Origin of the sequence: Burkholderia sp. Bp8998 (genome assembly GCF_003854235.1) — a bacterium.
GTDB lineage: Bacteria > Pseudomonadota > Gammaproteobacteria > Burkholderiales > Burkholderiaceae > Burkholderia.
This window is the reverse complement of the sequence record NZ_QTQF01000003.1, coordinates 84,937-111,902: the sequence shown is the minus strand read 5'-3', so window position 1 is coordinate 111,902 and position 26,966 is coordinate 84,937. Positions and strand designations below refer to the sequence as shown.

Here is a 26,966-nt window from a genome sequence, read left to right as displayed (position 1 = left end):
GAATGAAGCACCTGTATCCGAACGTGGCGGAGCTGCACGCGTTCGCCAGTTCCGCGAAGTACCTGAATTTTTCCTATGCGGCCCGCGAACTGGGCCTGACGCCCAGCGCGGTCAGCCGGCAGATCGCGAATCTCGAAACGCTGTTCGGCGTGAAGCTGTTCGTGCGCGAGGGGCGCGGGCTCGCGCTCACCCGTGCGGGCCAGGTGTACCACGCCCGCATCGTCGGGCCGCTGCGCGAAATCGGCAACGCGTCGATCGAGCTGCTGAGCGCACGCGAGAACAGCGACCTGCTGACGATCGCGAGCGTGCCGACATTTACGACCAAGTGGCTCGTGCCGCGGCTCGCGCGCTTTCTCGCTGCCGCGCCGAGCGTCACGCTGAGCTTTCGCCGTCATCTCGCCCCCGGCGACGCGTTCCCGTTCGGGCTCGATGCGGCGATCCGCTACGGCGACGGTACCTGGGAAGGCGTGCGAAGCGATTACCTGGACGGCCGGACTTTCGTGCCGGTCTGCACGCGCGAATTCGCCGAGCGGCATGCGCTGCGCGAACCTGCCGACACCGTGGCGGCGCCGCGCCTCGTGCACGAGCAGGCCGGGATCGCATGGTCCGCGTGGGCGGAGCGGCATCGCGCGACGCAGATGAATGCGCTGGCCGGACCGCGCTTCGAACAGTATTCGGTGCTGATCCAGGCGGCGCAGGCCGGGCTCGGTCTCGCCCTGGTGCCGCGCTTCCTGATTCTCGACAATCTCGCGTCCGGCTCGCTGATCGAACCGTTCGACGCGCCGGTCGACGTGGACGAGCAGGGGCACTACCTGTGCTACGCGCCGGAGCGCCTGGCGACGAGCGATGCGCTGAGGCGCTTCAGGGAATGGATGCTGGACGAATCCGCGCGTGCGTGAGCCCGGCCGGGCACGCGCGGCGATGCAAAACGACGCGCGGCGGCGCGCGTCATGCGCCGGCCGCCACCCGACAACGGCGGCGGCCGGCGCGCTGCGTCAGTTGCCGAGACCCAGCCCCGGCAGCACGTGCGTGTTCTCGGCCACGACCGCGTGCAGCAGCTTCGGATCGGCGCCGAGCAGCCCGAGGATCGTCGGCGCGACCTGCTTCGTGCCGACGGTATCGCTCACGGAACGCGCGCGATGGAGGCCCGGGTACGACACGAGCAGGCCGAGGTGGCTGTCGTCCGGCGCGTTGCCGCCGTGCTCCTCGTCCTTCTTCGTGCTCGACGTGTAGATCACGCCCGGATTCGGCTGGACGACGATGTCCGGCGTGCGGCCGTTGGCCGGATCGCCGAAGCGCTCGGCCAGCGCCGCGCCGTACAGGACGTAGGCCTGCGGGCCGTCCGCGCAGATCCCCGGTGCATTGCAGCCCAGGTTCGCCTTCAGCGTCTGCACCACGGCCGTGCGCTGGCTGCGGTCGCGCAGCCAGATCAGGCCGACGTCGTCGGTCTGCACGAAGCCCGTGCCGACCAGGCCCGAACCGTCGTTCAGGTTGCCCGTCGACGTGTTGTTCTGGCCGAAGTTGCCGTTCGGGTCGAGATAGTTGTTCGTTTCAAGCAGCTTCGTCAGCGTGTCGCCGTTCTTCACGAGCTTCGAGTGATCGGTCGGCGACTGGCCGTGCTTCGCCGTGACGATCACGGCCGTCGACGAATACAGGTTGGCCTGCTTCAGCGCCGCGACGATATGGCCGATCGAGTTGTCGACGTACGTGATCGCATTCGCGACCTGGCCGTTCGGCGTGAAGTTCGCATCGAGATAGCCGCCGCCCTTCGCGACCGGCGCCTTCTGCGCGACGCTGAGCGTCTGGAAGTTGCCGCCGAACAGCGTCGGCACCGGTGCGCGCTTCGTGCCCGTCGAATCGAGGCCGTTGATCTGGTTGATCAGCGCCTGCACGTGCAGGTTGTCGAATTGCGCGGTATGCGAATAGACGTCCGTGTAGGCGGTGTTCGTCGCCGGGTCGATCGAGTTGATCTCGGTACGCGCGAGATCGTCGACGCCGGTGCCCGACGGGCCGTTCAGCCAGTCGTAGCCCCATGCGTGCTTGTCGGCCCACGCGGTGGTCGCGTTCGGGATGCCGGCCTTCACGGCCTCGAACACCGTATTGGTCTTCACGTAGTTGTGCGGATAGACCGGCACGCACTTGCCGTTGACCTTCGCGTTCGGGATCGCCTGCGGGTTGAACGCGCCGCCGCCGTTCAGGTGGACAAGCGCGCCGCCGTTCTGGGCGTCGATGCCGGTCGTCTCGTCGAACACGACGTTCCAGCCCTGCTTGCCCGAACAGGTCGTGTCGGTCGGCGCGTACAGGTTGCGGTCGTACGACACGTCGTAGAACAGGCCGGCGGTCTTCGGCGAGCCGCCCGTCACGAGCGCCGCGAGGCCCGGGAACGAGTCCGACAGGCCCGGCGTATACGCGTTCGTGTACGTGACGCCGCTTTGCGCGAGCACCGCGATGTTCGGACACGTGTTCGCGCCGATGCAGCGCGCGAGATCCTGCTCGTGCAGGCCGTCGACGCTGATCAGCAGCACGTGCTTCGCGACGCGCCGGCCGTGGCCGGCGTCGTTGCCCTGGCCGTTGCCGTCCTGCTGCGCCGCGCAGGCGCCCGCGCTTGCGAGCGCCAGCGCGCCCGCCACCATCGCCGCCATTTTCCGTTGCTTAACGAACCTGGAAATCATCACCCCACCTCATCGATTGACGTTGAACCGCGTGACTTGCCAACAGGCGCGCAAAATATGGCCGGATCGTGCGGCGGTCCGATGAAGCGGGGCTTTCTGTTTTCTATCAAACGTAACGAATCGCAAACGACATCACGCGGTCGCAATAAGCTGCATTCCGGCCGCGCCCGCATGCGGCCGGTTTTTTTTCGGGGTTGGCGCGCGACTATTGGCGTGTGATAAAGGGTTTTCCCTGACCCGGAGCACGAGTATGTCGACCCTGGAAGCTCTCCGGTTCGTGCTGGACGATGCACGCACCCCCGAAATCATTCGCCACCACGTCGTCGACGCGCTGCAGTACGCGTTGCGCAACTACGGCCAGGTATTCACCGCGAAGGAAGTCGAATGGCTCACGCAGTGGGACGATGCCCGCCTGCCGCTGGCCGCGAGGAAGGAACTGGACAAGCGCGAACCGGCGATCGAGGTGCGCTGACGGGACGCGCGCCGCCGCGCCCGATTGGCGATCGGACGCGGCGGCGGCGGATGATGAAGTAAGGCTTACTGCAGGCCGAAGTCGACGCGCGTCGTCGCGCCCTTGTCCTCGATGCCCTTCGCATCGAGCTTCGGCGCCACGACGAACATGCGGCTCGAATCGATCTTGCCGTCGAGGTACTGGCGCACGGCCTGCGCGCGCTGCTGCGCGAGCGCGCGCAGCGCGTTGTCGTCGGCCGGCGCGTGATCGGCGAGCGCCTGCTTCATGTCGGCGTCGGGCAGCGTCTTCTGCAGGCCGATCAGGTTGCGCGGCTTCTTGAAGTCGGCGTCCTTGTACGCACGCGTCAGGTACTTGGTGTACTCGGCCGGCTCGACCTTCACCGACATCGGATCGATGCTCTCGCCCTGGCCGATCACGTCCTTCAGCTTCTGCTGGCGGACCAACCGTTCGACGTACGCGTCGCGCAGCCCCGGCGTGTCCTTCGGCGGATCGACGCGGCCGATCAGGTCCAGCCGGATCGACGGCTTCTCGGTCAGCATCTTCACGACGGTGTCGAGCTTCTTCTGCTGCGCGTCGGTCAGCTCGTACGAGCCCGGCGCGAACTCGACGTAGCCGAGTTCCTCGCCGCCGCTGCCGCCGAACGCGTTCGCGAGCAGCGTGAACGGCGACGTGACCGCCTTCGCGATCAGATTCAGCACCGCGCGCCAGATCAGCCCGCCGATGCTGAACTCCGGATTCGACAGCGAGCCCGACACAGGCAGGTTCACGTCGATCTGGCCGCGCGTGTTCTTCAAGAGCGAGATCGCGAGCTTCACCGGCAGCTTCGTCGCCGTATCGTTTTCGACGTGATCGCCGAAGGTGAGCTGGTCGATGAAGATGTGGTTGTTCGCCTGCAGCTGGTCGTTCGCGAGCTGGTAGTGCAGGTCGACGTTGAGCTTGCCCTTCGTGATCGGGTAGCCGGCGTACTTCGCCGAATACGGCGTCAGGTTGGTCAGCTCGATGTCGTGCGCGGTCGCCGTGAGGTCCAGCGCCGGCTTGTCGATCAGCGGGTTCACCGAGCCCTTGATCGAAATCGGTCCGTTGCCCGCGAGGTTCGCGGCGACGTCGACCGGCGCGGACGTCGTCGAATCCGTGCCGAACGCACCGACCGTCCCGTTGATCGCGACCAGGTTCGCCGTGTAGTTCGGCTTGATGAAGTTGTCGGTGTAGGTCACGCGGCCGTTCTGCAGCACGAGCTGGCCGAAATGCATGCGCACCGGATTCTGCGGCGGCGGCGCGGCCTTCACGACGTCCGTCGTCGATGCGGCGGCCGGCGCGGACGCCTGCTGTGCCGCCGCGGCCGACGCGGCCTGTGCGGCCGCCGGCGGCGTCGCGCCCGGCGACAGCGGCACGGGCTCGCCCTTGCTCGCATCGCGCGTCAGCGACTGCGCGGGGCCGGTCTCCTTCGCGACGACGTCCTTCAGGTTCAGCCGCCCCTGCGCATCGAGCAGCACACGACCGTAGAAGTTCGAGAACGTCACGCGCGCGGCGTCGACGTCGGTGCCCTTCTCGTCGTAGTTCACCTTCAGGTTCGACAGCGCGAGCGAGCGCCAGCCGGCGAACGGGTCGGACGTCGCCTTGTCGAGCATCCGCACGTCGACCAGCGCGGCATCGCCGCGATAGGTCGCGCGCGGCGTGTCCTTCACCTGCGCGAACGTCAGGTTGCCCTGCGCGTTGAGCAGCGCGCTCGCGATGGTCGCGTTCAGCGCGCTGCCGAAGTACGGCTCGAACGCGGCCGCGTCGAGGCGGTTGCCGTCGATCTTCAGGCCGAGCTTCAGCGGCTGCGCGGTCACGTCGCCCGACACGTTCACCGAGCCCTTGCGGTTCAGCGTCGCCTTCAGCTGCACCGGCAGCGGCTTCGTCATGTCGTCGCTGATCTTCTGCACCGACAGGTCGAGCGGCTTGATCGCGAGCTTCACCGGGCGCGGCGTCGACAGGTCCGTGAAGTTCGCGGACGATTCCTTCACGTTCAGCGCGTCGATCCGGTAATGCCACGACGGCGCGGCCGCCTCGGCCTTGCGCGCGACCGTGCGCTTGGGCACCGCCGCCTGCGCGGGTTCGGCCAGCGCCGCCAGGTCGATCTTGCCGTCCTTCAGGCGCTTCACGTCGAGCGCGAGCCCGGTCGCGTCGACGCTCGCGATTTCCGCGGTGCGCGTGGCGACGTCGACCTTCGAAATCTTCGCGCTCGCGTCGGGCAGCACGATCGCGGGCGCCTTCGCGTCCGGCGTCGCGAGCTTCAGCGACTTCAGGCTCACCGTGCTGTCGGCGATCTGTGCGTCGAGCGGCGTCTTGCCCCAGTCGGCCTTCGCGTTGACGGTCGCGCCGAACGTGCCGTCGAGCACGCGCGCGCGGGTCGCCTCGCCAAGATACGGCTGCAGCGCCGGCAGCGCGAGCGCGTCGACCGTCAGCTTCGTGTCGGCCTGCTTCGCGGCCAGGCTGAACGCGCCTTCGGCCTTCACGTCGCCGCCGCGCGACAGCGACGTCGACAGCGTGTACTTCGCCGCCGTCTTGCCCTGCAGCGTGAAGCCGTCGAGCGTCGCGGCGAGCTTCGTCAGCGACATCGCGGTCGGTGTCGCCGGCACGCGGTCGTCGACGTTGATCGTGCCGCCGTCGATCGCGACATGACGGATCGTCAGGTCGAGCGGCGGCGCTTCCTTCGCGGCGGCTTCGGCCTTCGCGCCGCTCGCGGCGGCGACGGTGGCGGCGCTCGAGGCGGCGGCGCTCGAGGTGGCGGCACTCGAGGCGGCGACGCCCGACGCGGCCGGCTTGCCCGCGTCAGCCTTCGGCGCGGCGGCCGGATGGCCGGCGAGCTTCTCGACGTTCAGCACGCCCTGCTTGTCGCGCGCGAGGTCGATGACCGGCTGGTCGAGCCGGATCTCGTCGAAATGCAGCACGTTGCGCAGCGGCTCGAGGCCGGCGGCCGCGACGTGCACGCCGCGCGCGGCGAACAGCGGCTCGGATGCCAGGCCGGTCACCTTCGCGTCGTTCAGGTCGACGGTGCCCGACACGCGCAGCGTGGGCGTGTCGCCGCTCATCACGAAGTTCAGCTTGAGGTCGCTGCTCAACAGGCCGCCCGTGACGATCACCGGCAGCTTCGCCGGCGCGTACGAAATCAGCTTCGGCACGTCGAGCCGGTCGAACGTCAGCGCGACTTCCGACTCGCGCGACTGCGCGAACGGCTTCGTCCTGCCGTCGATCGCGATCGGGCTGCCGTCGAACCGCGCGCGCAGTTTCGGCTGCACGAAGATGTCGGTCTTCGACGGCAGCGTCGCGATGAACGGGATGCCGAGCGTCCAGTTGTCGACCACGTGCTTTTCGTTCAGCAGGCGGTCGTCGAAGTCGATCCGGCCGTCGTTGACCTGGATGTTCGACACCGAGAAATGCGTCGGCTTGCTTTCAGGTTTGGACGGCGTCGAGAACTTCTCGATCAGGTCGGTGAAGTTGAAGCGCTGCGCGTCGTAGCGGACGATATGAAAGCGCGGCGAGTCGACACGCACTTCGTTGACGATCGGCGCGCCGCGGAACAGCGACGACCACGACGGCCGCACGACGAGCTTGCCGATGTCGATGAAGTCGCCCTGGCCGCCGCGCTCGCCGACGTGCACGCCGTCGGCTTCGAGATTGAGCGTGTACGGATTCAGCGCGATGCGCTGGACCGTGGACGGCCGGCCGAGCTGCTGGCTCAGTTGCTGTTCGGCGATGTGGCGGATCAGCGGCGGCGCCGCGAAGAACCCGAGCAGCCCGAACAAGACGAGGAAGATCAGCACGCCGAGGCCGATACGCCGGGTCCGGCGCGAGCGTGCAACGCCGCCGAGGGCATGGAGGGTCGAGGATACGGTTTCTTTGTCTGCGCTTGCCATGCTTGAATGCCTCGGGAATGGATGCCGGGCCGCACCGGACAACCGGCACGGCCGCGCACGCTATCCCGAAAGTATAGGCTCAGGGGGGGACGGAACGTCGCTCGGGCGCGAGCGCCGCGCCCGCGGATCGGACAGCGGCGGCGCCTATCCGTTCATTTCCGGACGACGACGGGCGGCATCCACGAGCCGTCGCTCGCTTGCGGCTTCGGTGCGTACAGGCGCAGCGCGAGCGCGAAATCGGTGCGCGGCGCCGGCAGCCAGTTGGCCGCATGCGTGCCGCCCGGCGACGCCGACACGACCACGTCGATCGAGCCGTCGCGGTTGCGGCGCAGCCGGTCGCGATCGCCGAGCGAGCGGCGCACCGAGCCGGCGTCGGGCAGTGCTCCGTTCGTCGCGTACGGCGTCAGCGTCCAGAATCCGCGCACCGGCGGCAGCGCGCCCGGCGCGAAGTGCAGCACGTAGCGGTTCGCGCCGTTCAGCGAATGGCCGTCGCTGTCGACGCGCACGAGCGCGAGCGTCTCGTCGTCGCGTGTCGCGGTGCCGAACTGCGTGTAGGCCGCGTACGCACGCAGCGCATAGTCCTGGCCGTATTTGCCGGCCGTGTCGCCGATCCAGGTCCAGCCGTTCGCGTTCAACAGGTTCGACGGCGCCGTCGCGAGCCGCGCGCGCGCCTCGGCGACGCCGGCCGTCGCGGCGCTCAGGCGATCGCCCGTCCACAGCACCGGGTAGCCGGCCGTCACGCCGATGTCGTTCAGCTGTTCCAGCGCATGCGCATCGTCGGCCGGCGCCGGGTTGTCCTGCAGCGCCTGCGCGAAGCGCGTGAAGAACGCCTTCGGGTCGAGCGCGGCCACCTGCTCGGCCGGCGTGCCGCCGCCCACCGCTTCCGACGGCGCGCTGCCCGCATGGACCGCGACCGACGCGCCGCGCGCGCTGCCCGTATAAACGGACAGCGGCACCACGCGGATCGCCCGCTGCAGCTTCTTCACGTTCGTGAGATCGCGCCCGCCGCTCGTCTGCAGCCGCACTTCGAGCCACGCGTTGGCCGACGGCACGTCGATACGCACCGCGCCATTCGGCAGCGTGCCCTGCCAGTCCTTCGCAGTGAAGGCAATCGTTTGCGATCGCACGGCGCCGCGAGCGCCACGCGCCGCCACGCTCGACGACGACCACAGCACGTTCGTCCACATGTCGAGCGCGCGAGCATCCCAGTAGCGGCCGCGGGTGTCCGGCAGCGTGACGATCACCGGCTCGGCGCCGACGTCAAGCCAACCGGTCGAGTCGAGCGTGTCGACGCCCGGCAGCGGCGGGTTGAGCGCGCCGACGGGCGGCAGCGCCTGCGCGTGACGCAGCGTGTTGAGCGGCGCCTGGCCCGGCTGCGCGCCGTCGCCGCCCGTCGCGGCTTCCTTCGCGACGTCCATCAGCACGAGCGGATACGCGTATACATAGGAGTCGGCCACTTCGGCACGCATCCAGCCGGTTTTCCGCTGGATCGCGTCCGGCTGCGACGCGCATCCCGCCAGCAGCGCCGCCAGGGCCAGCGACGCGCAGGCCGCGCGCCGCGGAGAAATTGATTCTCGTAGGTTTTCAATCATTGAGTACTGGCCGAATATCGTTCTTGTCAGTCAACGCCTTGTTCGACTCACGATCGGCGAAAGCAAGGCACCCCAGCCTGCCCGGTCGCCGCTTCGCACGGCGGGCGCTGATGTCAGGCCGGTATCATAGCGCCTAAGGGCATCCCCCAATATGCCGAATAACGGGCGGAGCGCTAGCCGGACTGCGGTCGGCCAGGATCTTCATTGATCCAGCCCCTATCGAGAGCAGCCCGCCGCCTGCGCGGGCCAGCACGACAGGCGAGAATACATCGGCCGCCGGCACGATCCTGTATTGCATCGCCACCCCTTGACCTTCCCATCATGGGAATGTTGATACTGGGAGTCATTCGCGGCACGAACCGCGCTTTTGGGGAATCCGACATGACTGAACCACTCGCCTCCGCCGACGTGCGCACGATCGAACTGACCGTCGATGGCATGCATTGCGGCGGCTGCACGGGCCGCGTGCAGCGTGCGCTGGCCGCCGTGCCGGGCGTCGTCGAGGCCGCGGTCGATCTCGGCGCGCATGCGGCGACGGTGACCGTGCAGGACACGCTCGAAACCGCGCAGCTCGTCGACGCGGTCGGCGCAGCCGGCTATCGCGCAGCCGTGCGCGACGCGGTGGTCGAAACCGTTGCGGCCGCGCATGCGCCGCACGCCGGGCACGCGACGCGCGCGGAAGCCCGGCTCGAAACGGCGGCCGCGGCGACGGCATTGCCCGCGACCGCCGCCACGATCGAACTCGATATCGACGGCATGACTTGCGCGTCGTGCGTGGCGCGTGTCGAAAAAGCGCTGGCGAAGGTGCCCGGCGTCACGCATGCGTCGGTCAACCTCGCCACCGAACGCGCGACCATCAATGCAGCGCCGGACGTTTCCGCGTCGCAACTGGCCGAGGTCGTGCAACAAGCCGGCTACGGCGCGACACCGGTCGCCGCGACGCCGCCGGCCGTTTCGCGCGATCTCGAATTCGACATCGGCGGCATGACCTGCGCCTCCTGCGCCGGCCGCGTCGAAAAGGCGCTGGCCGCGGTGCCGGGCGTCGCGCGCGCATCGGTCAATCTCGCGACCGAGCGCGCGTCGGTGCACGGCGCCGGCGCGCTCGACGCCGCCGCGCTGATCGCGGCGGTCACGACGGCCGGCTACCGTGCATCGCTCGCCGCCGCATCGGACGCCGGTGCCGCAGCCGCAGCCGAAACCCACGACGGCGCCCCCGCGCAAGCCCACGATGCCCGCAAGCACCGCGAAGCCATCCGCGAGCGCAATCTGGTGATCGGCTCGGCCGTGCTGAGCGCACCGCTCGTCGTGCCGATGCTCGTCGCGCCGTTCGGCATCGACGCGATGCTGCCCGGCTGGCTGCAGCTCGTGCTCGCGTCGATCGTCCAGTTCGGCTTCGGCGCGCGCTTCTATCGCGCCGCCTGGCATGCGGTGAAGGCACGCACCGGCAACATGGACCTGCTCGTCGCGCTCGGCACCTCGGCCGCGTTCGGCCTGAGCCTGTGGATGCTGCTGCGCGACCCCGCGCACCCCGGCCACCTCTATTTCGAGGCATCGGCCGTCATCATTACGCTGGTGCGCTTCGGCAAATGGCTCGAAGCACGCGCGAAACGCCAGACGACCGAGGCGATCCGCGCGCTGAACGCGCTGCGCCCCGACCGTGCGCGCGTCGTCGAGCACGGCGTCGAACGCGACGTGCCGCTGGCGCAGGTGCGCGTCGGCACGACCGTCAGCATTCGTCCGGGCGAGCGCGTGCCCGTCGACGGCCGGATCGTGTCGGGCCGCTCGCACGTCGACGAATCGCTGATCACCGGCGAAAGCCTGCCGGTGCCGAAGGACGACGGCGATCCGGTCACGGCTGGGTCGATCAACGGCGAAGGTGCGCTCGTCGTCGAAACCACCGCGATCGGCGCGGAAACCACGCTCGCCCGCATCATCCGCCTCGTCGAATCCGCGCAGGCGGAAAAGGCGCCGATCCAGCGGCTCGTCGATCGTGTGAGCGAAGTGTTCGTGCCGGCGATCCTCGGCATTGCCGTGCTGACGCTGATCGGCTGGCTGATCGCCGGCGCCGGCACCGAGACGGCGATCCTCAACGCGGTCGCGGTGCTCGTCATCGCGTGCCCGTGCGCGCTCGGCCTCGCGACGCCCGCCGCGATCATGGCCGGCACCGGCGTCGCGGCCCGCCACGGCGTACTGATCAAGGACGCGCAGGCGCTCGAGCTCGCGCAGCGCACCACCGTGATCGCGTTCGACAAGACCGGCACGCTGACCGAAGGCAAGCCGTCCGTGACGGCGTTCGACGCCGTCGGCATCCCGCGTGAGCAAGCGCTCGCGCTCGCGGCCGCGGTCCAGCGGCAAAGCGATCACCCGCTCGCGCGCGCCGTGGTCGCCGCGCACGATGCGGATGTCGCGGCCCGCGCCGCCGCCGCGGGTTCGGCCGAAGTTGTCGCGGCCGACGCGCGCGCGGTGGCCGGACGCGGCGTCGAAGCGCGCGTCGACGGGCAGCTTCTCGCGCTCGGCAGCACCCGCTGGCGCGATGAACTCGGCCTCGTCGTGCCGCCCGAACTCGACGCGCGTGCCGCGGAACTCGAGCGCGCGGGCAACACGATTTCGTGGCTGATGCGCGCCGATGCGCCGCGTGCGCTGCTCGCGCTGATCGCGTTCGGCGACACCGTGAAACCCGGCGCGCGCGACGCGGTCGCGGCACTGTCGGCGCGCGGCGTCGCGAGCGTGCTCGTGACGGGCGACAACCGCGGCAGCGCGGCGGCCGTCGCGGCGGCGCTCGGGATCGGCGAAGTGCACGCGCAGGTGCTGCCCGACGACAAGGCGCGCGTGGTGGCCGAACTGAAGCGCACGCACGGCGGGATCGTCGCGATGGTCGGCGACGGGATCAACGACGCGCCCGCGCTCGCCGCGGCCGACGTCGGCATCGCGATGGCAACCGGCACCGACGTCGCGATGCATACGGCCGGCATCACGCTGATGCGCGGCGACCCGGCGCTCGTCGCCGATGCGATCGACATCTCGAAGCGGACGTACAGGAAAATCCAGCAGAACCTGTTCTGGGCGTTCGTCTACAACCTGATCGGCGTGCCGCTCGCGGCGCTCGGCTGGCTGAATCCGGTGATCGCGGGAGCAGCGATGGCGTTCTCGAGCGTCAGCGTCGTGACGAACGCGTTGCTGCTGAGGAGATGGAAGGGGCAGGCACGGTGATGGGGCGAGGTCGTGAGAACCAGTAGCGCAACAGCCGGCGGGCTGCCGCGTGCGGCGTCCGCGGTGGAAACTGCGCAGTTGCCCACTCTGCGATGGTAGCCGGCCGGCTTACTCCTGCTTTTACGAAGTCACCGACGTCTACGAATCCACAAGCAATATGCGCCAATCGCGACCAACATCGCTCCGTCGATGACTCCGAGCAAGGGAAGCGGGTCCGTCCATTTATCCATATTGGTCGTGCGGGCATAGTAGGGCGGACCGTCACCATACGCCTCGCTGAGATTGATCGCGTTGAACGCGAAAACAGGCGCGAGCAAAATCAGCAGCGCGGCACCGATGCCTATGCGCAATGAGCGTTTTCGCATGTCAGTATTGCACCGTCAGTGGAACGTAGCACTCGGGTGCATTCTTCGTTGCCGCCTCGATATCGCAAACGAAATTTCCCATTCCTGAATGAAGATTGATGCACCCGGCGGATCCGGCGTGATTGCCGCCGTGGATAAAAAATCCACCACGACCGAACGTCCGGGTGCCGGGCATTACGTGAATGGTCAGTCGGTGATCCCCCATGCTGCACGCGAAGCAAGGTTGTACCAGCGATTCGTCCACATTTGGGAAGGCTGAATCCAGTATTGACCAGGTGGTATAGGGCCAACATTTTCCATCTGTTGGCGAGCGCCTGAATAATCGAAATTGCCGCGATTGTCCGGACGGCCGGAAACTGCAGAATATACCCCGGTTGCATTCCCCGTCATGATCAAAAAACGCCCATCGAATCGGAGCGAAATGGACGCGCGCGCGCAAGCGGGGACGGTCGGAATACCGCGTTCGGCAGCGTATCTGTCCTCCATCGATCGTTATCCTCGTTTGTTGATGATTGAGTACACCAAGCTTTTGGCGTCCCATCATAGAGGGGCTACGCTGGATTTCAGTCGCCATGCAAATTGGAGCGCACCGGGTTCAAGACGTTAAACCGGGTTCACGAGCCCGCTCCAGAGCGCGCGGCGACTCATGCGTGCTCTCACGCGAAAACGTGTCGAACCGCAAACGCTGAGCCCGTGGAGTGCGGATCTTCGCCGCTAGCCCTGGACGACCGGCTTGATCAGCGTCGTCGTGATCGGCACGAAGCCGCACGCCCGATACAGCGCACGGGCAGCCGTGTTGTGATTGAACACCGACAGCCCGATCTCGGTGACGCCATGGCTGCGCGCCTCGGCCTCGAGTGCATCGAGCGCGCGCGTGGCCCAGCCCTGGCGGCGCCGGGCCGGGACGATGTCGAGGTCGTAGATGAACAGCGTACGGTTCGGCCCTTCGGGCACGATCGCATACCAGAGGTCGCCGACCGTGTCGCCGCTGGCGGTGTCGATCAGCTGGACGAGCGTCTGCCCGGAGGTGAGCAGGCCGTCGGGCAGCAGCGTATCGAAGCACGCGCGGGCGCGGCTCGCCGCGTCGTCGGTCGCGTTCTGCCCGGATGACACGAGATCGCGCGCGTAGCCGTCGATGGCGCGCGTGCGGTATGCGTGGAATTCGCCGGCCGTCATCGGCCGCATCTGCAGCATGGCCCGGGTGTCGCGAGGCAGGTCGAACTTCCAGTGTAGCGGGACGGTCGCACCGGCGCGCGATGCGGCGGTGGAAAACGGGCAGGCAGTTGCGGCAAGCGCCGCGCCGAATCAACGAATCAACGAATCAACGAATCAACGAATCAACGAATCAACGACGGTACAGGACGATCGGCACGAGGTTCGCACGACGCACGCGCTCGGCTTCGGCGTGACGCGCAGCATACGAATATTCCGCGTCGAGCGGCAGGTGCGGGGAGACGAACAGGTCGTCGATCTTTTGCAGCAGGGCAAGAATGAAGCTCATGTGAGACTCCTGACAGATGGCTCTAGGGTTTTCCCTTAGACGGACTCCATTCTAAGGGTTTTCCCTGAACTCTGCCAGCGACCGCATCCGTTTGCCGCACCCGCACGACCGTCGACGGACGGCTTGCCCCGACCCGCCTTGTCAGGCCGGGGTTTGCAGGTAGGGTCGGAAGATCTAGTGCGTTCTACGTGCACGCTTCGCGGCCGCCGCCTCACGGTTCGCATTGCGCTGCAGCCGGTCGACCTGCGACAGCATCGCTTCGTGGTGTTCCGCGAGCGTCATCAGCGTTGCCTGCTGCGTCGACAGATCGGCAGCCAGTCGATCGATCCGCTGTTGCCGGGCGTCCAGTTCCTGCTTCAGTTGCGTGATCTGCCGCGTTTGCAGCACCAGTGTGACGAGCCCCGCGACCATGACGATCGCGAGCGCCAGCAGCAGCCGGTTGACGCGACGCATCTCGCGATCGGCCGCCAGCTTCATGCCGGCCGCCTCGGCCTGCAGCGTGGCGAGCCGATCCGACAGCGGGCGCAGATGCGTGTCGGGATCGAAGGCCGGCGCGCTCGGCGCAGCCGCTTGCGCACGATCCGCCGACGGCTTCGTCACGAACGACGCCGCGGACGCCACCGGCTGCACGACCGGCGAGGCCGGCGCTGCCGCTGCTCGCGCAGCATCAAGGGGACTCGCGGCAATTGCGACAACGGCGGGCTCGGCCGGTTCGGCGGTCGCCTGCGATTCAGCAGACGGCGCAGTGTGCTGCGGAGTCGATTCCGCTTCGGTGCCGACAGCCGCTGCGTCCGGTGCACCACGCACGGCTGACGTTGCCGCTTCTCGCGCACCGGCAGTCGCGCGTCGCTTACCGCCGGAGGATGCGCGACGCCCCTTCGAGGTCTCGCCGGGCGTCCGCACTGCCTCATCGTGTGTGACCGGCGCGGCGGCACCTTCGGCCTCGCTGCCCGCTTTCACGGGACGCTCGCCGACAACCGCTTCGACCGCACCACCCACCGCCCCGTCCTTCGCCGTCGAACGATCGGCGTTCGTCCCGGCCGCGTCGCCCGCTTCCGCCACGCTGCCGGCCTTCACCTGGCCACCGTCGGTGGCCGGCTCACCGGCTGCCGTCGCGGCGACACCAGCGGACTGCCGCGCGTCGCCGGGCTTCGTTGCGTTGGCAGCGGACGCGTGCACGACATCGGCATCGACCCCATCGCCGTTTCGACGCGTCGAGGCAGACTCCGTCGTCGTTGCAACGTCGGGAGCCGGCTCGACCGCACCGGCGGCGGCACCCGGCGTGCTGAATCCGTCCAGCGTCGCCTGCCGACCGGCGTCCTCGCCGTCCGAGACGGCGGCCACCGTCTCGGCGTCCGCCACCGCGTCATCACGCGAGACGGCCGGCGCACGCGCAGCCGGCTCGAGCACCGGATCGCCGAACAGGTCGAGCGTGCGTTCGTCCCGCGGCGCATCGCCGCCCGCCGCGTTGCCGGACCGCGCGGTTGCCCTGGCGGCGGTGTCTGCCGCGGCCGCGACGGAGCGCGGACGCGAACGGGCCGACGAACGGCCGGAGCGGGAACGGGAGCGAGGCAGGGATACGGATTCGGTCATGGAGTCGGATTACAGGCCCGCGAACGCGGAACCGGAAGTCGAACGGAATCAGTGACCGGTCATTGTCGCATGACCAATCGCCGATCCGGCCGATCGGATGCCGTCTATTCGTCGCCCGACAGCCCGCTGCCTTCCTCGAATGATTTATCTCCTTTTTTGGCGTCGGCCGCGCGGAATGTTTTATCCTTGGCCCCGGCCGCGCCGATCCTCCGGGCCGCGCCGACACGTTTCGATCCAAGCGCATAACCCCGTCATGTCCGTTTCCGACTCCGCTTCCGCCCAGGCCGCCCTGTTGCGCCATCATTTCGCGCACGTCGTCTTGCCGATCTGGCAGGGTTCAGGGTTCGATCACACGCTGCGGCTGCCGTTCGAGGCCGTCGATCCGGCCACCCAGGCACCGCTGCCCGTCACCCGCTATCGCGCAATGGCTTGTGCGCGGCAACTGTTCGTGTTCGCGCAGGCCGGCCACACCGCGCATGCGGCCACGCTGTTCGACTCGCTGTGCAGCCGCTTCCGCGACCCGCGCCACGGCGGCTGGTTCTACAGCGTCGACGCGCAAGGCGCGCCGCTCGACACGACCAAGGATCTTTATACGCATGCGTTCATCGTGTTCGCGTGCGCCGCGTGGCATGCGGCGTCGGGCGACGCCGCGGCGCGCACGGTCGCCGAGGACACCGCCGCGCTGATCCAGGACCGCTTCGCGCCGCAGCGGGGCGACGCGCTGCTCGATGCCGCGCGTCACGCCGATTTCTCGTCATCGGGCAGCGGCGCGCTGCAGAACCCGCTGATGCACCTGACCGAAGCATGGCTCGCGGCCGCCGATGCGTTCGGCGACACGGCGTTCGACGATGCGCTCGCGCGCACCGCGCAGGCCGTCGAGCGCACGTTCGTCGATGCGGCGACCGGCTGCGTCGCCGAGCTGCCGCTCGGGGCGGCCGATAACCGCTTCGAGCCCGGCCACCAGTTCGAATGGTTCTATCTGGTCGACGCGGCCGGCGCGCGCCTCGCGCAAACCGGGCTCCCCGACGCGCTCGCGCGCGCGTTCGCGTTCGCCGAGCAGCACGGGGTCGATCCGCGGACGGGCGCCGTGTGCGCGGCGGTCGACGCACGAGGCGCATGCATCGACGGCACGCAGCGGATCTGGGCGCAGACCGAATACCTGCGCGCGCTCGCCACGCACGGCGGCACGCCGGCGTCCGCGCCGCTCGCGCAGCAGATCGAGCGCTTCGCCGCGCGCTTCCTGCATCCGCGCGGCTGGTTCGAGTGCAAGACGGCCGACGGGCAGGTGTCGCGCGCCGACATGCCGTCGACCACGCCCTACCACCTCGCGACCGCTTACGCGGCGCTGCCCGCCGTTTCGTAACCGGCGTCGGCAAACGACGGCGACCCGCGCTCATCGCGAGCACCGCGAGCCGCGCGCGCGTCGCCCAGCTCGAACACCGACACCGCCTGCATCAGGTGCGCGGTCTGGTCGTTCAGCGACGCGGCCGCCGCCGCGACTTCCTCCACCAGTGCCGCGTTCTGCTGGGTCAGCTGGTCCATCTGCGTGACGGCCTGGTTCACCTGCTCGATGCCGACGCTCTGCTCGACCGACGCGGCCGTGATCTCCGACATCGTCTGCACGACCCGCGTGATCGACGCCGATACCGTGCGCATCGCGTCGCCGGCCCGCTCGACGAGTTCCGAGCCGCCGTCGATCTGCGCGACCGACTCCTCGATCAATGCCTTGATCTCCTTCGCCGATTGCGCGCTGCGCTGCGCGAGCGAGCGCACTTCGCCCGCGACCACCGCGAAGCCGCGGCCCTGCTCGCCGGCCCGCGCGGCCTCGACCGCCGCGTTCAGCGCGAGGATGTTGGTCTGGAAGGCGATGCCGTCGATCACCGAAATGATCTCCGCGATCCGCCCGGAGCTCTGCGCGATGCCGCGCATCCGGTCGATCACGCTGTCGACCACGCCGCCGCCGTGGCGCGTCGCGTCGAGCGCCGCGTCGGCCAGCGCGCTGGCCGCACGCGCGCTGTCGGTGTTCTGGCGGACGGTCGCGGTCAGTTCCTCCATGCTCGCGGCGGTTTCCTCCAGCGACGCGGCCTGCGTGCCCGTTCGCGCGGACAGGTCCGCGTTGCCGCCGGCGATCTCGCCCGCGCCGAGGTGAATCGCGTCGGACGCGTGACGCACGGTGCGCACGGTGTCCGCGATGCTCGCCTGCATCGCGGCGAGGCCGCGCAGCATCCGGTCGATCTCGAACACGCCGCCGGCCCGCACGGCTTCGTCGAGACGGCCCTGCGCGATCCGCTCGAAATGGCGGCCGGCTTCGTCCAGCGGCGCGACGACCGCACGCCGCGCGGCCGCGTAGATGGCCGCGCTCGCCGCGAGCATCGCCACCAGCAGCACGATGCCGACCCACTTGAACCACTGTATCCCGCTGTCGATCGTGGCGAGCGCATCGCGGCTCGACGCGCCGCGGTACTCCGCGAAGCGATGCAGTTCGGCGAGATACGCGTCCTGAAAGCCTTGGGTCGGCTGGTCGAGGAACGCCTGGATGTTGTCGGCATCGAGGAACTGCACGAGTTCGCCCAGCGCGCCGCGCAGCGCGCGATAGCGCTCGGCGAGCGCCGCGACGCGCGCGCGGTTCGTTGCGTCGACGGCCTGCGCGGCCGTCAGCGCGGCGAACGCCTTGTCCGCTTCGGCGAGCGAAGCGCTGGCATGGCGGATGATCTCGTCGGGCTTCGGGCCGCCGCGCACCATCCGCGTGCCGGCGCGCGACAGGTTCACGCGTGCGTCGAGCAGACGCTCGGTCGCCTGGCTGGCCGCGTCGACCTGCGCGATCGCGACGTTCGACAGGTCGTCGACGCCGCCGCGCGTCGACGCGAGCGCCCAGAAGCCGAGCGCCTCGATCGCGAACAGAAAGAGGCAAAACACGGTCAACACGCCGAGCAGACCCGACGCGAGCTTGATTTTTCCGAACATGGGAGAGATTCCTGGAGAGCCGACGATGGAACAATGCCCCGGCATTAGCGGCATTTCTTCGTCGGACTTTAGGCTCCCGGCCCGAGCATCTCCGTCATTCCCGACGAATCGCCCGCAAACGCGCACAACTCGCGCGTTCGACGCAATAATCGCGTCGCATCGCGCCGGCAATCGCAAGAAACGCGGACGAATTTCCTTGCTTATCCGCAGCCCCCTTCCTAGAGTTCAGCGCAAGCGGACACGCATTGCGAGGAAGTCGATGACGGACATCACGGACCATGCGCGCGGCGCATTGCGCGCGCAACCGTTCAGCATGCTGCTGGGCACGGAGCTGATGCATATCGGCGACAACGAGGTGTCGCTGTGCCTGCCCGTGCGCGAAGAGCTGCGGCAGCAGCACGGCTTCGTGCATGGCGGCGTGATCGGCTATCTCGCCGACAACGCGCTGACGTTCGCCGGCGCGCTCGTGCTCGGCCCGCGCGTCATCACCGCCGAATACAAGATCAACTACCTGCGGCCGGCCGTGAACGGCACGCTCGTCGCGCGCGCGAAGGTCGTCTACGCGGGCCGGCACCAGGCGACCTGCCAGTGTCATGTGTTCGTCATCGACGGCGATCACGAGCGGCTCGTCGCGATCGCGCAAGGCACGATCAACCGCGTCGGCGACGGCAAGATGCCGGATGCGCCGGAGGAAACGGCGTAAGCGGATTTGCCGATGAAGTGCTTCGACGAGTCCTATTCCGTGTCCTGAACCGAAAATTGAAATGGAACGTCCGGACGCACAAATCGAAGCCGAATGTCGTTCAGGACGGGGACGAATCGTCGCTTTTCAAACACGTAGTACGACATTGAGAGACCAATACGAGACTCTTGGGCATCGTCCACTAGATAGCTGTTCTTCGGAAATGCAAGCTTCCCGTCCTTTGTTGCCAATACAGCCCGACAGGACGAAAGCAGGCTGGGCAAATGAAGAAACGTCACGTCCTTTTTCGCCGCAAACGGATTGATCAGCAGGTAAATCTGCCGGTGGCGATTAGCTTCACCCGACCCGTTGCTGCTTCCTTCCACGCAGAGAGCGGACGGGTGATGCCGCATTTGCTTGGCAAAAAATATGCTTGCGCTGCCAGGGTAAATTTCAACCGGATGCTCACCCGGGAAAGTCGCCGCGTTCGAAAAGCGATAGATTTTTCCGCCAATCGTCATGCGGTTCTCCGCTATTTCGACGTGTACTGTCTTCCCGTCCAACTCGACGCCAAAATCTCCGTAGACATCCCCGCGGCGATCGGAATATAGAACGCTTGCGTCGTGCTCGATCGGGCCGCCAAACGCTGCACGCGATTGGGCTGCATAGAACTCGTCATAGCTGCCGTAGATCGTCGAGCCATAAGCGCTGCTTGCGAAGGCTGTCAGGATGGCCGCCAACATCACTGCAGATTTCATCGGTATGCCTTTCCCCCGCTCGCTTTCAGGTAGTCAGGATTGTGCGTCCAGAATACCGTGCTACCGTGCGCGGCCGTCGACACCCATACCGAGTTGTAGCGCCCGCGTTCACCACCGTCGACGATTTTCCCAGTTCTCCTATGACGGATTTTCCATCGAACGATGATCTCACGCCGCTTCTCCGGTACGCCGAAAATGTTGTCTGATGGCGAGCCCCATTTGAAGCCGTCACGCACCTTGGGATGGTTTCCGTAATTGGTTTTGAAGTCCAGGCCATCCCACCAGAATGCCCCGTTCGAAGGATCGGGGCGCTCATTCAGCAATGCCTTCCGGGCCCAGTCAACGGCAAGCGCCATCGTCGGATTCAATGCGATTTCGCTGTCAGGTGTGCGCATCAATTTGTTGAACCTCGCGTTGGAGCCGTCCCACGCATACGAGTAATTCGGGTCTGCTGCACGGAGTTCGGAGACCGTCTTTTCTCCCCACGCGCGGCATCGATTTGCAACGGCAAACGCAATCCCGCCGATTTCCTCCGAGTCGTTCGCCGTGGACGCCTCCCCATAGGCAATTGCGGCAAGCAATCGCATGTCTCGATCGATCGCGCTATTCATCGAACATCGCCCTCGCGCCATGCCACGAAGACGAGATTCGGATGCTCTTTCAACGAAAACGCGTGTGTCTTCCCTCCCGTTAGTACCGCTTCGTAGACGAGAGATTGCTCATCGCTTGACAGCGTATAGGTCATGCCTTCGACAAGGGCACCGGTCATCGCATCACAGATTTCGAAGTAGCGTTCGAGATTCTCGTCGACATCTCCCTGTGAGGGACTATGCGTGTCAGCGTACGACGCAACGAACGTCGCGGCCTCCCGCGCCGTAAAAGACATGCTCATACTGCGCTCCGCGTAAAAGACAGGCGCCGGATTGCAACCACAGACGTTGACATCGCCGCTCAACGCCCACGGCTTGCCGTTTGGTCCGGTGCCGAGCCACCGTGGCCCCTCCGGCGCGATATATCCTTCCTGCTTGCAGGCCACGCAGTAGGTTTTCATGTAGAGCGTTGCGATGTGCACCCGCGGTGGAGGATTGGAACACGTGACGTGTTCCAATCCTTCCGTGATCGTCGCGCTGCCACCCCGATCGCCCTTCGCAAGGAAAAAGCGGATCATGCGACATCGCCTTGGCGCGCCACGCTTGAACGTTTCACCAGCGTGAAGGTACAGGCGGATGCGAGACCCTCGCGTTCCGGGCTATCGGTAATGGTGTCGCCGTTATCCAGTTCGCTACCAACGAAGGCCAGCGGCTCGAAGTCACGGCTATCCACCAGCGTGAGGCCGCTGACGATTCGCGCGGTCGAACCGTCTGCATAGTGGACCTGATTGCCAACGACACCAGCCTTGCCAAGCCGGATACCGGCGTCCCACGCTCCGGTAACGTTGCGCAGTACGCCACCTCGCGCAGTCGTTGCTCCTCGCACTGCGAGCCGATAGCGTGATGGCGCAGGCGGAGGCACATAATCCGGATCGAACAGTCCATCGACTGTCTCCCCCGCCAGGACATGAATGTCCCACAGCCGCTGAAGTGTTTCGACGATGCGATCGCCGTTACTCAACCGGCTACCTACAAGTGCAAATGGCTTGTCACGGCAGACCGCATAATTGCCCGCACCGTCGATAATGACGACCTCACTGCCATCATCGTATGTCGCGACATCGCCAACTCGGGCAATAGCAAGGCCGGCGACGGTCAGGCCGCTGGTCGCTTGGGTCACGCGGCCGCCGCGCTCAGTGCGCGCGCCAATAGTGGCGAAAAGATGAGTCCGCTCGCTCTGCTCGCTCTTCATCCGGATTTCCTCCCTCGACAATTGAATAAGGATTGCTCAGCACATAATGTGCGTAGACGAGAAGGAAAAAACAATCCGACGAATTCGAAATCGCTATCGATAGCGAGGCTGATTCGCTCTGTCTCAATATCTCGATTCGGTCGACAGCCGTCCTCTTGTCCATAGACGGCATGCTCGGGCTTGGGCTCGCGTTGGGTTCCGCGCGTCGTCGAATCGAGACAACCCCGGCGTTCATTCACCGGAGACACATCCGATTGCGGAATGCGCTTAGGCTTCGTCCCACGCCAGCGGCAAGAATCTCGGCGCCACGCGCGCACGAACATTACCGTTCGCGTCAATACGGTAGATTCCGCGCGCCGCATTGTGCGGATGCTCCACCGCTTCAGCCACGCTCAGCACCGGCGCAAAGCACGCGTCGCTGCCTTCGAGCAGCGCGCGCCAGTGTGCGGACGGCTGCCGCGCGAACACCTCGGCGAAACGCGCCTTCAGCGCCGGCCAGCGCGCGCGATCGTACTGCGACGCCGGATCGACGTCGGTCAGCCCGAGCCGCTCGACCAGCAGTGCATAGAACGGCGGCTCGAGCGCGCCGATCGTCACGCATTCGCCGTCCGCGCAGCGATACACGTCGTAGAACGGCGCGTCGTGGAAGAGGCTCGGCTGCGCGCCGTCGAGCTGCCCGTTCGCGCGCGCCCACAGCGCGAGCGAGCCGAGCATCGATACGATGTCCACGATCGCACCGTCGACCACGCGCCCCGGGCCACCACCGCGCACGTCGAACAGTGCGCAGACGATCCCGAACGCGAGCCCGAGCGCGCCGCCCGCGTCGCCGACAACGGTCGGCGGCACGCCGGGCCGGCCTTCACGCGGCGCGGACAACGACAGCAGCCCCGTCAGCGCGACGTAGTTCAGGTCGTGCCCGGCGGCCGTCGCGAGCGGGCCGTCCTGACCCCAGCCCGTCATCCGTCCGTACACGAGCTTCAGATTGCGGCGTGCGCAATCGTCGGGGCCGAGGCCGAGGCGCTCCATCACGCCTGGTCGCAGCCCCTCGATCAGCGCATCGGCCTGCGCGATCAGCGCGAGCGCCGCGTCGCGGCCGGCCGGCGTCTTCAGATCGAGTTCGACGATCGTCTTGCCTTCGCGCAGCAAGTCGCCATCGCGGCCCTGCAACGCGTCCGGCGCACTCGTGCGGCCGGCCGGACGCGCGATCAGCGTGATGCGCGCACCCATTCCGGCAAGCATCCAGCCCGCGAGCGGGCCGGGGCCGAGACCTTCGAATTCGACGATGTGAACGCCGGAAAGCGGGGCACCAAGCGACATACGATTCTCCTGTCGACCCGCGTTAGCGCTTTAGCGCTTACGCGGATCCCATGCTTTGCGGTCAGTCAACGCAAGCGGCCCGCACGCCAGCGCGATGCCTTGCCCGCCGGATTGCGTGCGTCAAACAAAAAATCCCTGCGCAGCGGTTCCGCTTCGCAGGGATCGGGACGAGGTTCGCTCGTGCAGGCTTGCACGCGAAAACCGTCGTGCGTCAGAACGCATCCCCCGGCACGCGCACCCAGCCTTCCATCAGCACGCGCGCGCTGCGGCTCATGATCGCCTTCGTGACGGTCCACTCGCCGTTCTCGAGCTGCGCTTCCGCGCCGACGCGCAGCGTGCCGGACGGATGCCCGAAGCGCACCGCGTTGCGCTCACCGCCGCCCGCCGCCAGGTTGACGAGCGTGCCGGGGATCGCCGCGGCCGTGCCGATCGCGACCGCCGCCGTGCCCATCATCGCGTGGTGCAGCTTGCCCATCGACATCGCGCGCACCAGCAGGTCGACGTCGCCCGCATTCACGCGCTTGCCGCTCGACGCGACATAGTCGGCCGGCTTCGCGACGAACGCGACCTTCGGCGTGTGCTGCCGCGTCGCGATTTCGTCGAGCGTGTCGATCAACCCCATGCGCAGCGCGCCGTGCGCGCGGATCGTCTCGAACTTCTCGAGCGCCTTCGGGTCGCCGTTGATCGCGTCCTGCAGCTCCGTGCCCGTATAGCCGATCGCCTCGGCCTCGACGAAGATCGTCGGGATCCCCGCGTTGATCATCGTCGCCTTCAGCGTGCCGATGCCCGGCACGGCCAGATCGTCGACGAGGTTGCCGGTCGGGAACATCGACCCGCCCGCGCCTTCCTCGTCGGCGGCCGGGTCCATGAACTCGAGCTGCACCTCGGCGGCCGGGAACGTGACGCCGTCCAGCTCGAAGTCGCCCGTCTCCTGCACCGCGCCGTTCGTGATCGGCACGTGCGCAACGATCGTCTTGCCGATGTTCGCCTGCCAGATCCGCACGGTCGCGATGCCGTCGCGCGGCACGCGCGACGCATCGACGAGGCCGCCGCTGATCGCGAACGGGCCGACCGCCGCCGACAGGTTGCCGCAGTTGCCGGTCCAGTCGACGAACGCCTTGTCGATCGCGACCTGCCCGAACAGATAGTCGACGTCGTGGCCGGGCCGCGTGCTCTTCGACACGATCACCGTCTTGCTGGTGGACGATGTCGCGCCGCCCATCCCGTCGATCTGCTTGCCGTACGGATCGGGGCTGCCGATCACGCGCAGCAGCAACGCGTCGCGCGCGGCGCCCGGCGGCTGCGCGGCATCCGGCAGGTCCTGCAGCCGGAAGAACACGCCCTTGCTGGTGCCGCCGCGGATATAGGTCGCCGGAATCCTGATTTGAGGAATGTGAGCCATGTTTGCGTTGTCCCTGTGTGACTCGATCAAGCCGCCTGCGACGATTCGAGGAAGTCCTGCGCGAAACGCTGCAGCACGCCGCCCGCGTCGTAGATCGACACTTCCTCGGCCGTATCGAGCCGGCACGTCACCGGCACCTCGACACGCTCGCCGTTCTTGCGGTGAATCACGAGCGTGAGATCGGCGCGCGGCGTGCGCTCGCCGGTCACGTCGAAGGTCTCGGTGCCGTCGATGCCGAGCGTGGTGCGGTTCGTGCCCGGCTTGAACTCGAGCGGCAGCACGCCCATCCCGATCAGGTTCGTGCGGTGGATCCGCTCGAACCCTTCGGCGGCGATCACCTCGACGCCCGCGAGCCGCACGCCCTTCGCGGCCCAGTCGCGCGACGAACCCTGGCCGTAGTCGGCGCCGGCGATCACGATCAGCGGCTGCTTGCGATTCATGTACGTCTCGATCGCTTCCCACATCCGCATGACCTGGCCGTCCGGCTCGACGCGCGCGAGCGAGCCCTTCTTCACCGCGCCGTCGACGACCGCCATCTCGTTGATCAGCGTCGGGTTCGCGAAGGTCGCGCGCTGCGCGGTGAGGTGGTCGCCCCGGTGCGTCGCGTACGAGTTGAAGTCTTCTTCCGGCAGGCCCATCTTTGCCAGGTATTCACCGGCCGCGCTGTTCGCGAGGATCGCGTTCGACGGCGACAGGTGGTCGGTCGTGATGTTGTCGCCGAGCACTGCGAGCGGACGCATGCCCTTCAGCGTGCGTTCACCGGCCAGCGCGCCTTCCCAGTATGGCGGGCGGCGGATGTACGTGCTCTGCGCGCGCCAGTCGTACAGCGGCGCCGCACGCTCGCCCGCATCGGCCGTGCGCGCGAACATCGGTTCGTAGACCTTGCGGAACTGCTCGGGCTTCACGCTCGACGCGACGATCGCGTCGATCTCCTCGTCGGTCGGCCAGATGTCCTTCAGCGTGACGGGCTGGCCATCCTGGTCGTGGCCGAGCACGTCCTTCTCGATGTCGAAGCGGATCGTGCCGGCGATCGCATACGCGACGACGAGCGGCGGCGATGCGAGGAATGCCTGCTTCGCATACGGATGGATGCGGCCGTCGAAGTTGCGGTTGCCGGACAGCACGGCCGTCGCGTACAGGTCGCGATCGACGATCTCCTGCTGGATCTTCGGATCGAGCGCGCCCGACATCCCGTTGCAGGTCGTGCACGCGAACGCGACGATGCCGAAGCCGAGCTTCTCGAGTTCCGGCAGCAGGTTCGCTTCTTCCAGATACAGCTCGACCGCCTTCGAGCCCGGCGCGAGCGAGCTCTTCACCCACGGCTTGCGCGTGAGGCCCTTCGCGTTCGCGTTGCGCGCGAGCAAGGCGGCCGCGATCACGTTGCGCGGGTTGCTGGTGTTCGTGCAGCTGGTGATCGCGGCGATGATCACCGCGCCGTCGGGCATCTCGCCCGCCTTCTCTTCCCACTGGCCGGCGATCCCGCGTGCGGCGAGATCGGACGTCGGCAGCCGCTTGTGCGGGTTCGACGGGCCGGCCATGTTGCGCACCACGCTCGACAGGTCGAACGTCAGCGTGCGCTCGTACTGCGCATTGTTCAGCGTGTCGGCCCACAGGCCCGCCGCCTTCGCGTAGGTCTCGACCAGCTTCACCTGCTCGTCGCTGCGGCCGGTGAGGCGCAGGTAGTCGGTCGTCTGGCCGTCGATGAAGAACATCGCGGCCGTCGCGCCGTATTCGGGCGCCATGTTCGAGATCGTCGCGCGGTCGCCGAGCGTCAGGCTCGCGGCGCCCGCACCGCGGAATTCCAGGTATGCGCCGACCACCTTTTCCTTGCGCAGGAACTCGGTCAGCGCGAGCACGACGTCGGTCGCGGTGATGCCGGGCTGGCGCTTGCCGGTCAGCTCGACGCCGACGATGTCGGGCAGGCGCATCCACGATGCCCGGCCGAGCATCACGTTCTCCGCCTCCAGCCCGCCGACGCCGATCGCGATCACGCCGAGCGCGTCGACGTGCGGCGTGTGGCTGTCGGTGCCGACGCAGGTGTCCGGATACGCGACACCGTCCTGCACCTGGATCACCGGCGACATCTTCTCCAGGTTGATCTGGTGCATGATGCCGTTGCCCGGCGGGATCACGTCGACGTTCTCGAACGACTGCTTGGTCCATTCGATGAAGTGGAAGCGATCCTCGTTGCGACGATCCTCGATCGCGCGGTTCTTCGCGAACGCGTCCGGATCGAAGCCGCCGCACTCGACGGCGAGCGAGTGGTCGACGATCAGCTGCACGGGCACGACCGGGTTCACCTTGGCCGGGTCGCCGCCGCGCTCGGCGATCGCGTCACGCAAACCCGCGAGGTCGACGAGCGCCGTCTGGCCGAGGATGTCGTGGCACACCACGCGCGCCGGGAACCACGGGAAGTCGCGTTCGCGCTTGCGCTCGACGATCTGCTTCAGCGAATCGGCGAGGATCGCCGGATCGCAGCGGCGCACGAGGTTTTCGGCGAGCACGCGCGACGTGTACGGCAGCGTGTCGTACGCGCCGGGGGCGATCGCTTCGACCGCGGCACGCGCGTCGAAGTAGTCCAGCGACGTGCCGGGCAGGGGTTTGCGGTTGGCGGTATTCATGATGTGGGGCGGAATTCGGGGTAAGGCGTTCCGCGTGCGCCGGCTGCCCGCATCACGGGTGCCGGCGCACGCGGCG

Annotated in this window: 21 protein-coding genes; 6 read left to right on the top strand and 15 right to left on the bottom strand. The window is 67.5% G+C overall.

What is annotated here, in order from left to right; genetic code table 11:
- The first annotated feature begins 2 nt into the window (after positions 1–2).
- Complete coding sequence (locus DIE06_RS05515; protein ID WP_124660510.1) at positions 3–899, top strand: LysR substrate-binding domain-containing protein; 897 nt, start codon at positions 3–5, stop codon at positions 897–899.
- Between the two features lie 96 nt (positions 900–995).
- Here the strand turns inward: DIE06_RS05515 and DIE06_RS05510 are convergent, their stop codons facing one another.
- Positions 996–2,672 (bottom strand): alkaline phosphatase family protein, encoded by a 1,677-nt coding sequence (locus DIE06_RS05510; protein WP_124660509.1) that lies wholly within the window; start codon positions 2,670–2,672, stop codon positions 996–998.
- Between the two features lie 250 nt (positions 2,673–2,922).
- Between DIE06_RS05510 and DIE06_RS05505 the strand changes: the two genes are divergently transcribed.
- On the top strand, positions 2,923–3,144 hold the full coding sequence (locus DIE06_RS05505; protein ID WP_124611411.1) for a hypothetical protein: 222 nt from the start codon (positions 2,923–2,925) through the stop codon (positions 3,142–3,144).
- Between the two features lie 65 nt (positions 3,145–3,209).
- Here DIE06_RS05505 and DIE06_RS05500 read toward each other — a convergent pair whose 3' ends face one another.
- Together DIE06_RS05500 and DIE06_RS05495 are read right to left on the bottom strand one after the other, a co-directional pair.
- Complete coding sequence (locus DIE06_RS05500; protein ID WP_124660508.1) at positions 3,210–7,043, bottom strand: DUF748 domain-containing protein; 3,834 nt, start codon at positions 7,041–7,043, stop codon at positions 3,210–3,212.
- A gap of 152 nt (positions 7,044–7,195) precedes the next feature.
- Positions 7,196–8,635, bottom strand: coding sequence for a DUF1254 domain-containing protein (locus DIE06_RS05495; RefSeq protein WP_124660507.1), 1,440 nt, complete (start codon positions 8,633–8,635; stop codon positions 7,196–7,198).
- 381 nt (positions 8,636–9,016) lie between these two features.
- On the opposite strand from DIE06_RS05495, the gene DIE06_RS05490 reads away from it, so the two are divergent.
- Complete coding sequence (locus tag DIE06_RS05490) at positions 9,017–11,845, top strand: heavy metal translocating P-type ATPase (RefSeq protein ID WP_124660506.1); 2,829 nt, start codon at positions 9,017–9,019, stop codon at positions 11,843–11,845.
- Positions 11,846–11,973: 128 nt separating this feature from the next.
- On the opposite strand, the gene DIE06_RS05485 is transcribed toward DIE06_RS05490, so the two are convergent.
- A complete protein-coding gene (locus tag DIE06_RS05485; protein ID WP_124660505.1) occupies positions 11,974–12,210 on the bottom strand; it encodes a hypothetical protein in 237 nt (78 codons plus the stop codon).
- Between the two features lie 88 nt (positions 12,211–12,298).
- Here DIE06_RS05485 and DIE06_RS38165 point away from each other — a divergent pair, with 88 nt between their 5' ends.
- Positions 12,299–12,469 carry a hypothetical protein gene (locus DIE06_RS38165; RefSeq protein WP_185733350.1) on the top strand — a complete coding sequence of 57 codons (171 nt, stop codon included), beginning with the start codon at positions 12,299–12,301 and terminating at the stop codon, positions 12,467–12,469.
- Between the two features lie 455 nt (positions 12,470–12,924).
- On the opposite strand, the gene DIE06_RS05475 is transcribed toward DIE06_RS38165, so the two are convergent.
- The 3 genes from DIE06_RS05475 to DIE06_RS05470 all read right to left on the bottom strand — a co-directional run bounded on the left by DIE06_RS05475 (position 12,925) and on the right by DIE06_RS05470 (position 15,304).
- Positions 12,925–13,404 carry an N-acetyltransferase gene (locus tag DIE06_RS05475; RefSeq protein WP_124660504.1) on the bottom strand — a complete coding sequence of 160 codons (480 nt, stop codon included), beginning with the start codon at positions 13,402–13,404 and terminating at the stop codon, positions 12,925–12,927.
- Between the two features lie 151 nt (positions 13,405–13,555).
- Entirely contained in the window at positions 13,556–13,711 is a 156-nt protein-coding gene (locus tag DIE06_RS38160) for a hypothetical protein (RefSeq protein ID WP_185733349.1), read from the bottom strand.
- 174 nt (positions 13,712–13,885) lie between these two features.
- Positions 13,886–15,304 carry a flagellar hook-length control protein FliK gene (locus DIE06_RS05470; protein WP_124660503.1) on the bottom strand — a complete coding sequence of 473 codons (1,419 nt, stop codon included), beginning with the start codon at positions 15,302–15,304 and terminating at the stop codon, positions 13,886–13,888.
- Positions 15,305–15,557: 253 nt separating this feature from the next.
- On the opposite strand from DIE06_RS05470, the gene DIE06_RS05465 reads away from it, so the two are divergent.
- Positions 15,558–16,667, top strand: coding sequence for an AGE family epimerase/isomerase (locus tag DIE06_RS05465; RefSeq protein ID WP_124660502.1), 1,110 nt, complete (start codon positions 15,558–15,560; stop codon positions 16,665–16,667).
- On the opposite strand, the gene DIE06_RS05460 is transcribed toward DIE06_RS05465, so the two are convergent.
- Positions 16,640–18,268 (bottom strand): methyl-accepting chemotaxis protein, encoded by a 1,629-nt coding sequence (locus DIE06_RS05460; RefSeq protein WP_124660501.1) that lies wholly within the window; start codon positions 18,266–18,268, stop codon positions 16,640–16,642. The two genes, DIE06_RS05465 and DIE06_RS05460, sit on opposite strands and share 28 nt — an antisense overlap.
- 259 nt (positions 18,269–18,527) lie before the next feature.
- On the opposite strand from DIE06_RS05460, the gene DIE06_RS05455 reads away from it, so the two are divergent.
- Entirely contained in the window at positions 18,528–18,971 is a 444-nt protein-coding gene (locus DIE06_RS05455; protein WP_059467287.1) for a PaaI family thioesterase, read from the top strand.
- A gap of 32 nt (positions 18,972–19,003) precedes the next feature.
- Here the strand turns inward: DIE06_RS05455 and DIE06_RS05450 are convergent, their stop codons facing one another.
- The 7 genes from DIE06_RS05450 to acnD all read right to left on the bottom strand — a co-directional run bounded on the left by DIE06_RS05450 (position 19,004) and on the right by acnD (position 26,890).
- Entirely contained in the window at positions 19,004–19,708 is a 705-nt protein-coding gene (locus DIE06_RS05450; RefSeq protein WP_124660500.1) for a hypothetical protein, read from the bottom strand.
- Positions 19,705–20,319, bottom strand: a complete 615-nt coding sequence (locus tag DIE06_RS05445) for a hypothetical protein (protein ID WP_124660499.1) — start codon at positions 20,317–20,319, stop codon at positions 19,705–19,707. Before DIE06_RS05445 ends, DIE06_RS05450 begins: the two co-directional genes overlap by 4 nt.
- Complete coding sequence (locus DIE06_RS05440; protein ID WP_124660498.1) at positions 20,316–20,876, bottom strand: hypothetical protein; 561 nt, start codon at positions 20,874–20,876, stop codon at positions 20,316–20,318. The genes DIE06_RS05445 and DIE06_RS05440 overlap by 4 nt, the downstream gene beginning before the upstream one ends.
- Positions 20,873–21,550 carry a PAAR domain-containing protein gene (locus DIE06_RS05435; RefSeq protein ID WP_124660497.1) on the bottom strand — a complete coding sequence of 226 codons (678 nt, stop codon included), beginning with the start codon at positions 21,548–21,550 and terminating at the stop codon, positions 20,873–20,875. The genes DIE06_RS05440 and DIE06_RS05435 overlap by 4 nt, the downstream gene beginning before the upstream one ends.
- Positions 21,551–21,817: 267 nt before the next feature.
- Positions 21,818–22,867, bottom strand: a complete 1,050-nt coding sequence (locus tag DIE06_RS05430; protein WP_124660496.1) for a CaiB/BaiF CoA-transferase family protein — start codon at positions 22,865–22,867, stop codon at positions 21,818–21,820.
- A 211-nt stretch (positions 22,868–23,078) separates the two neighbouring features.
- On the bottom strand, positions 23,079–24,269 hold the full coding sequence (gene prpF / locus DIE06_RS05425) for a 2-methylaconitate cis-trans isomerase PrpF (protein ID WP_124660495.1): 1,191 nt from the start codon (positions 24,267–24,269) through the stop codon (positions 23,079–23,081).
- A 26-nt stretch (positions 24,270–24,295) separates the two neighbouring features.
- On the bottom strand, positions 24,296–26,890 hold the full coding sequence (gene acnD, locus DIE06_RS05420; RefSeq protein WP_124660494.1) for a Fe/S-dependent 2-methylisocitrate dehydratase AcnD: 2,595 nt from the start codon (positions 26,888–26,890) through the stop codon (positions 24,296–24,298).
- Between the last annotated feature and the right edge of the window lie 76 nt (positions 26,891–26,966).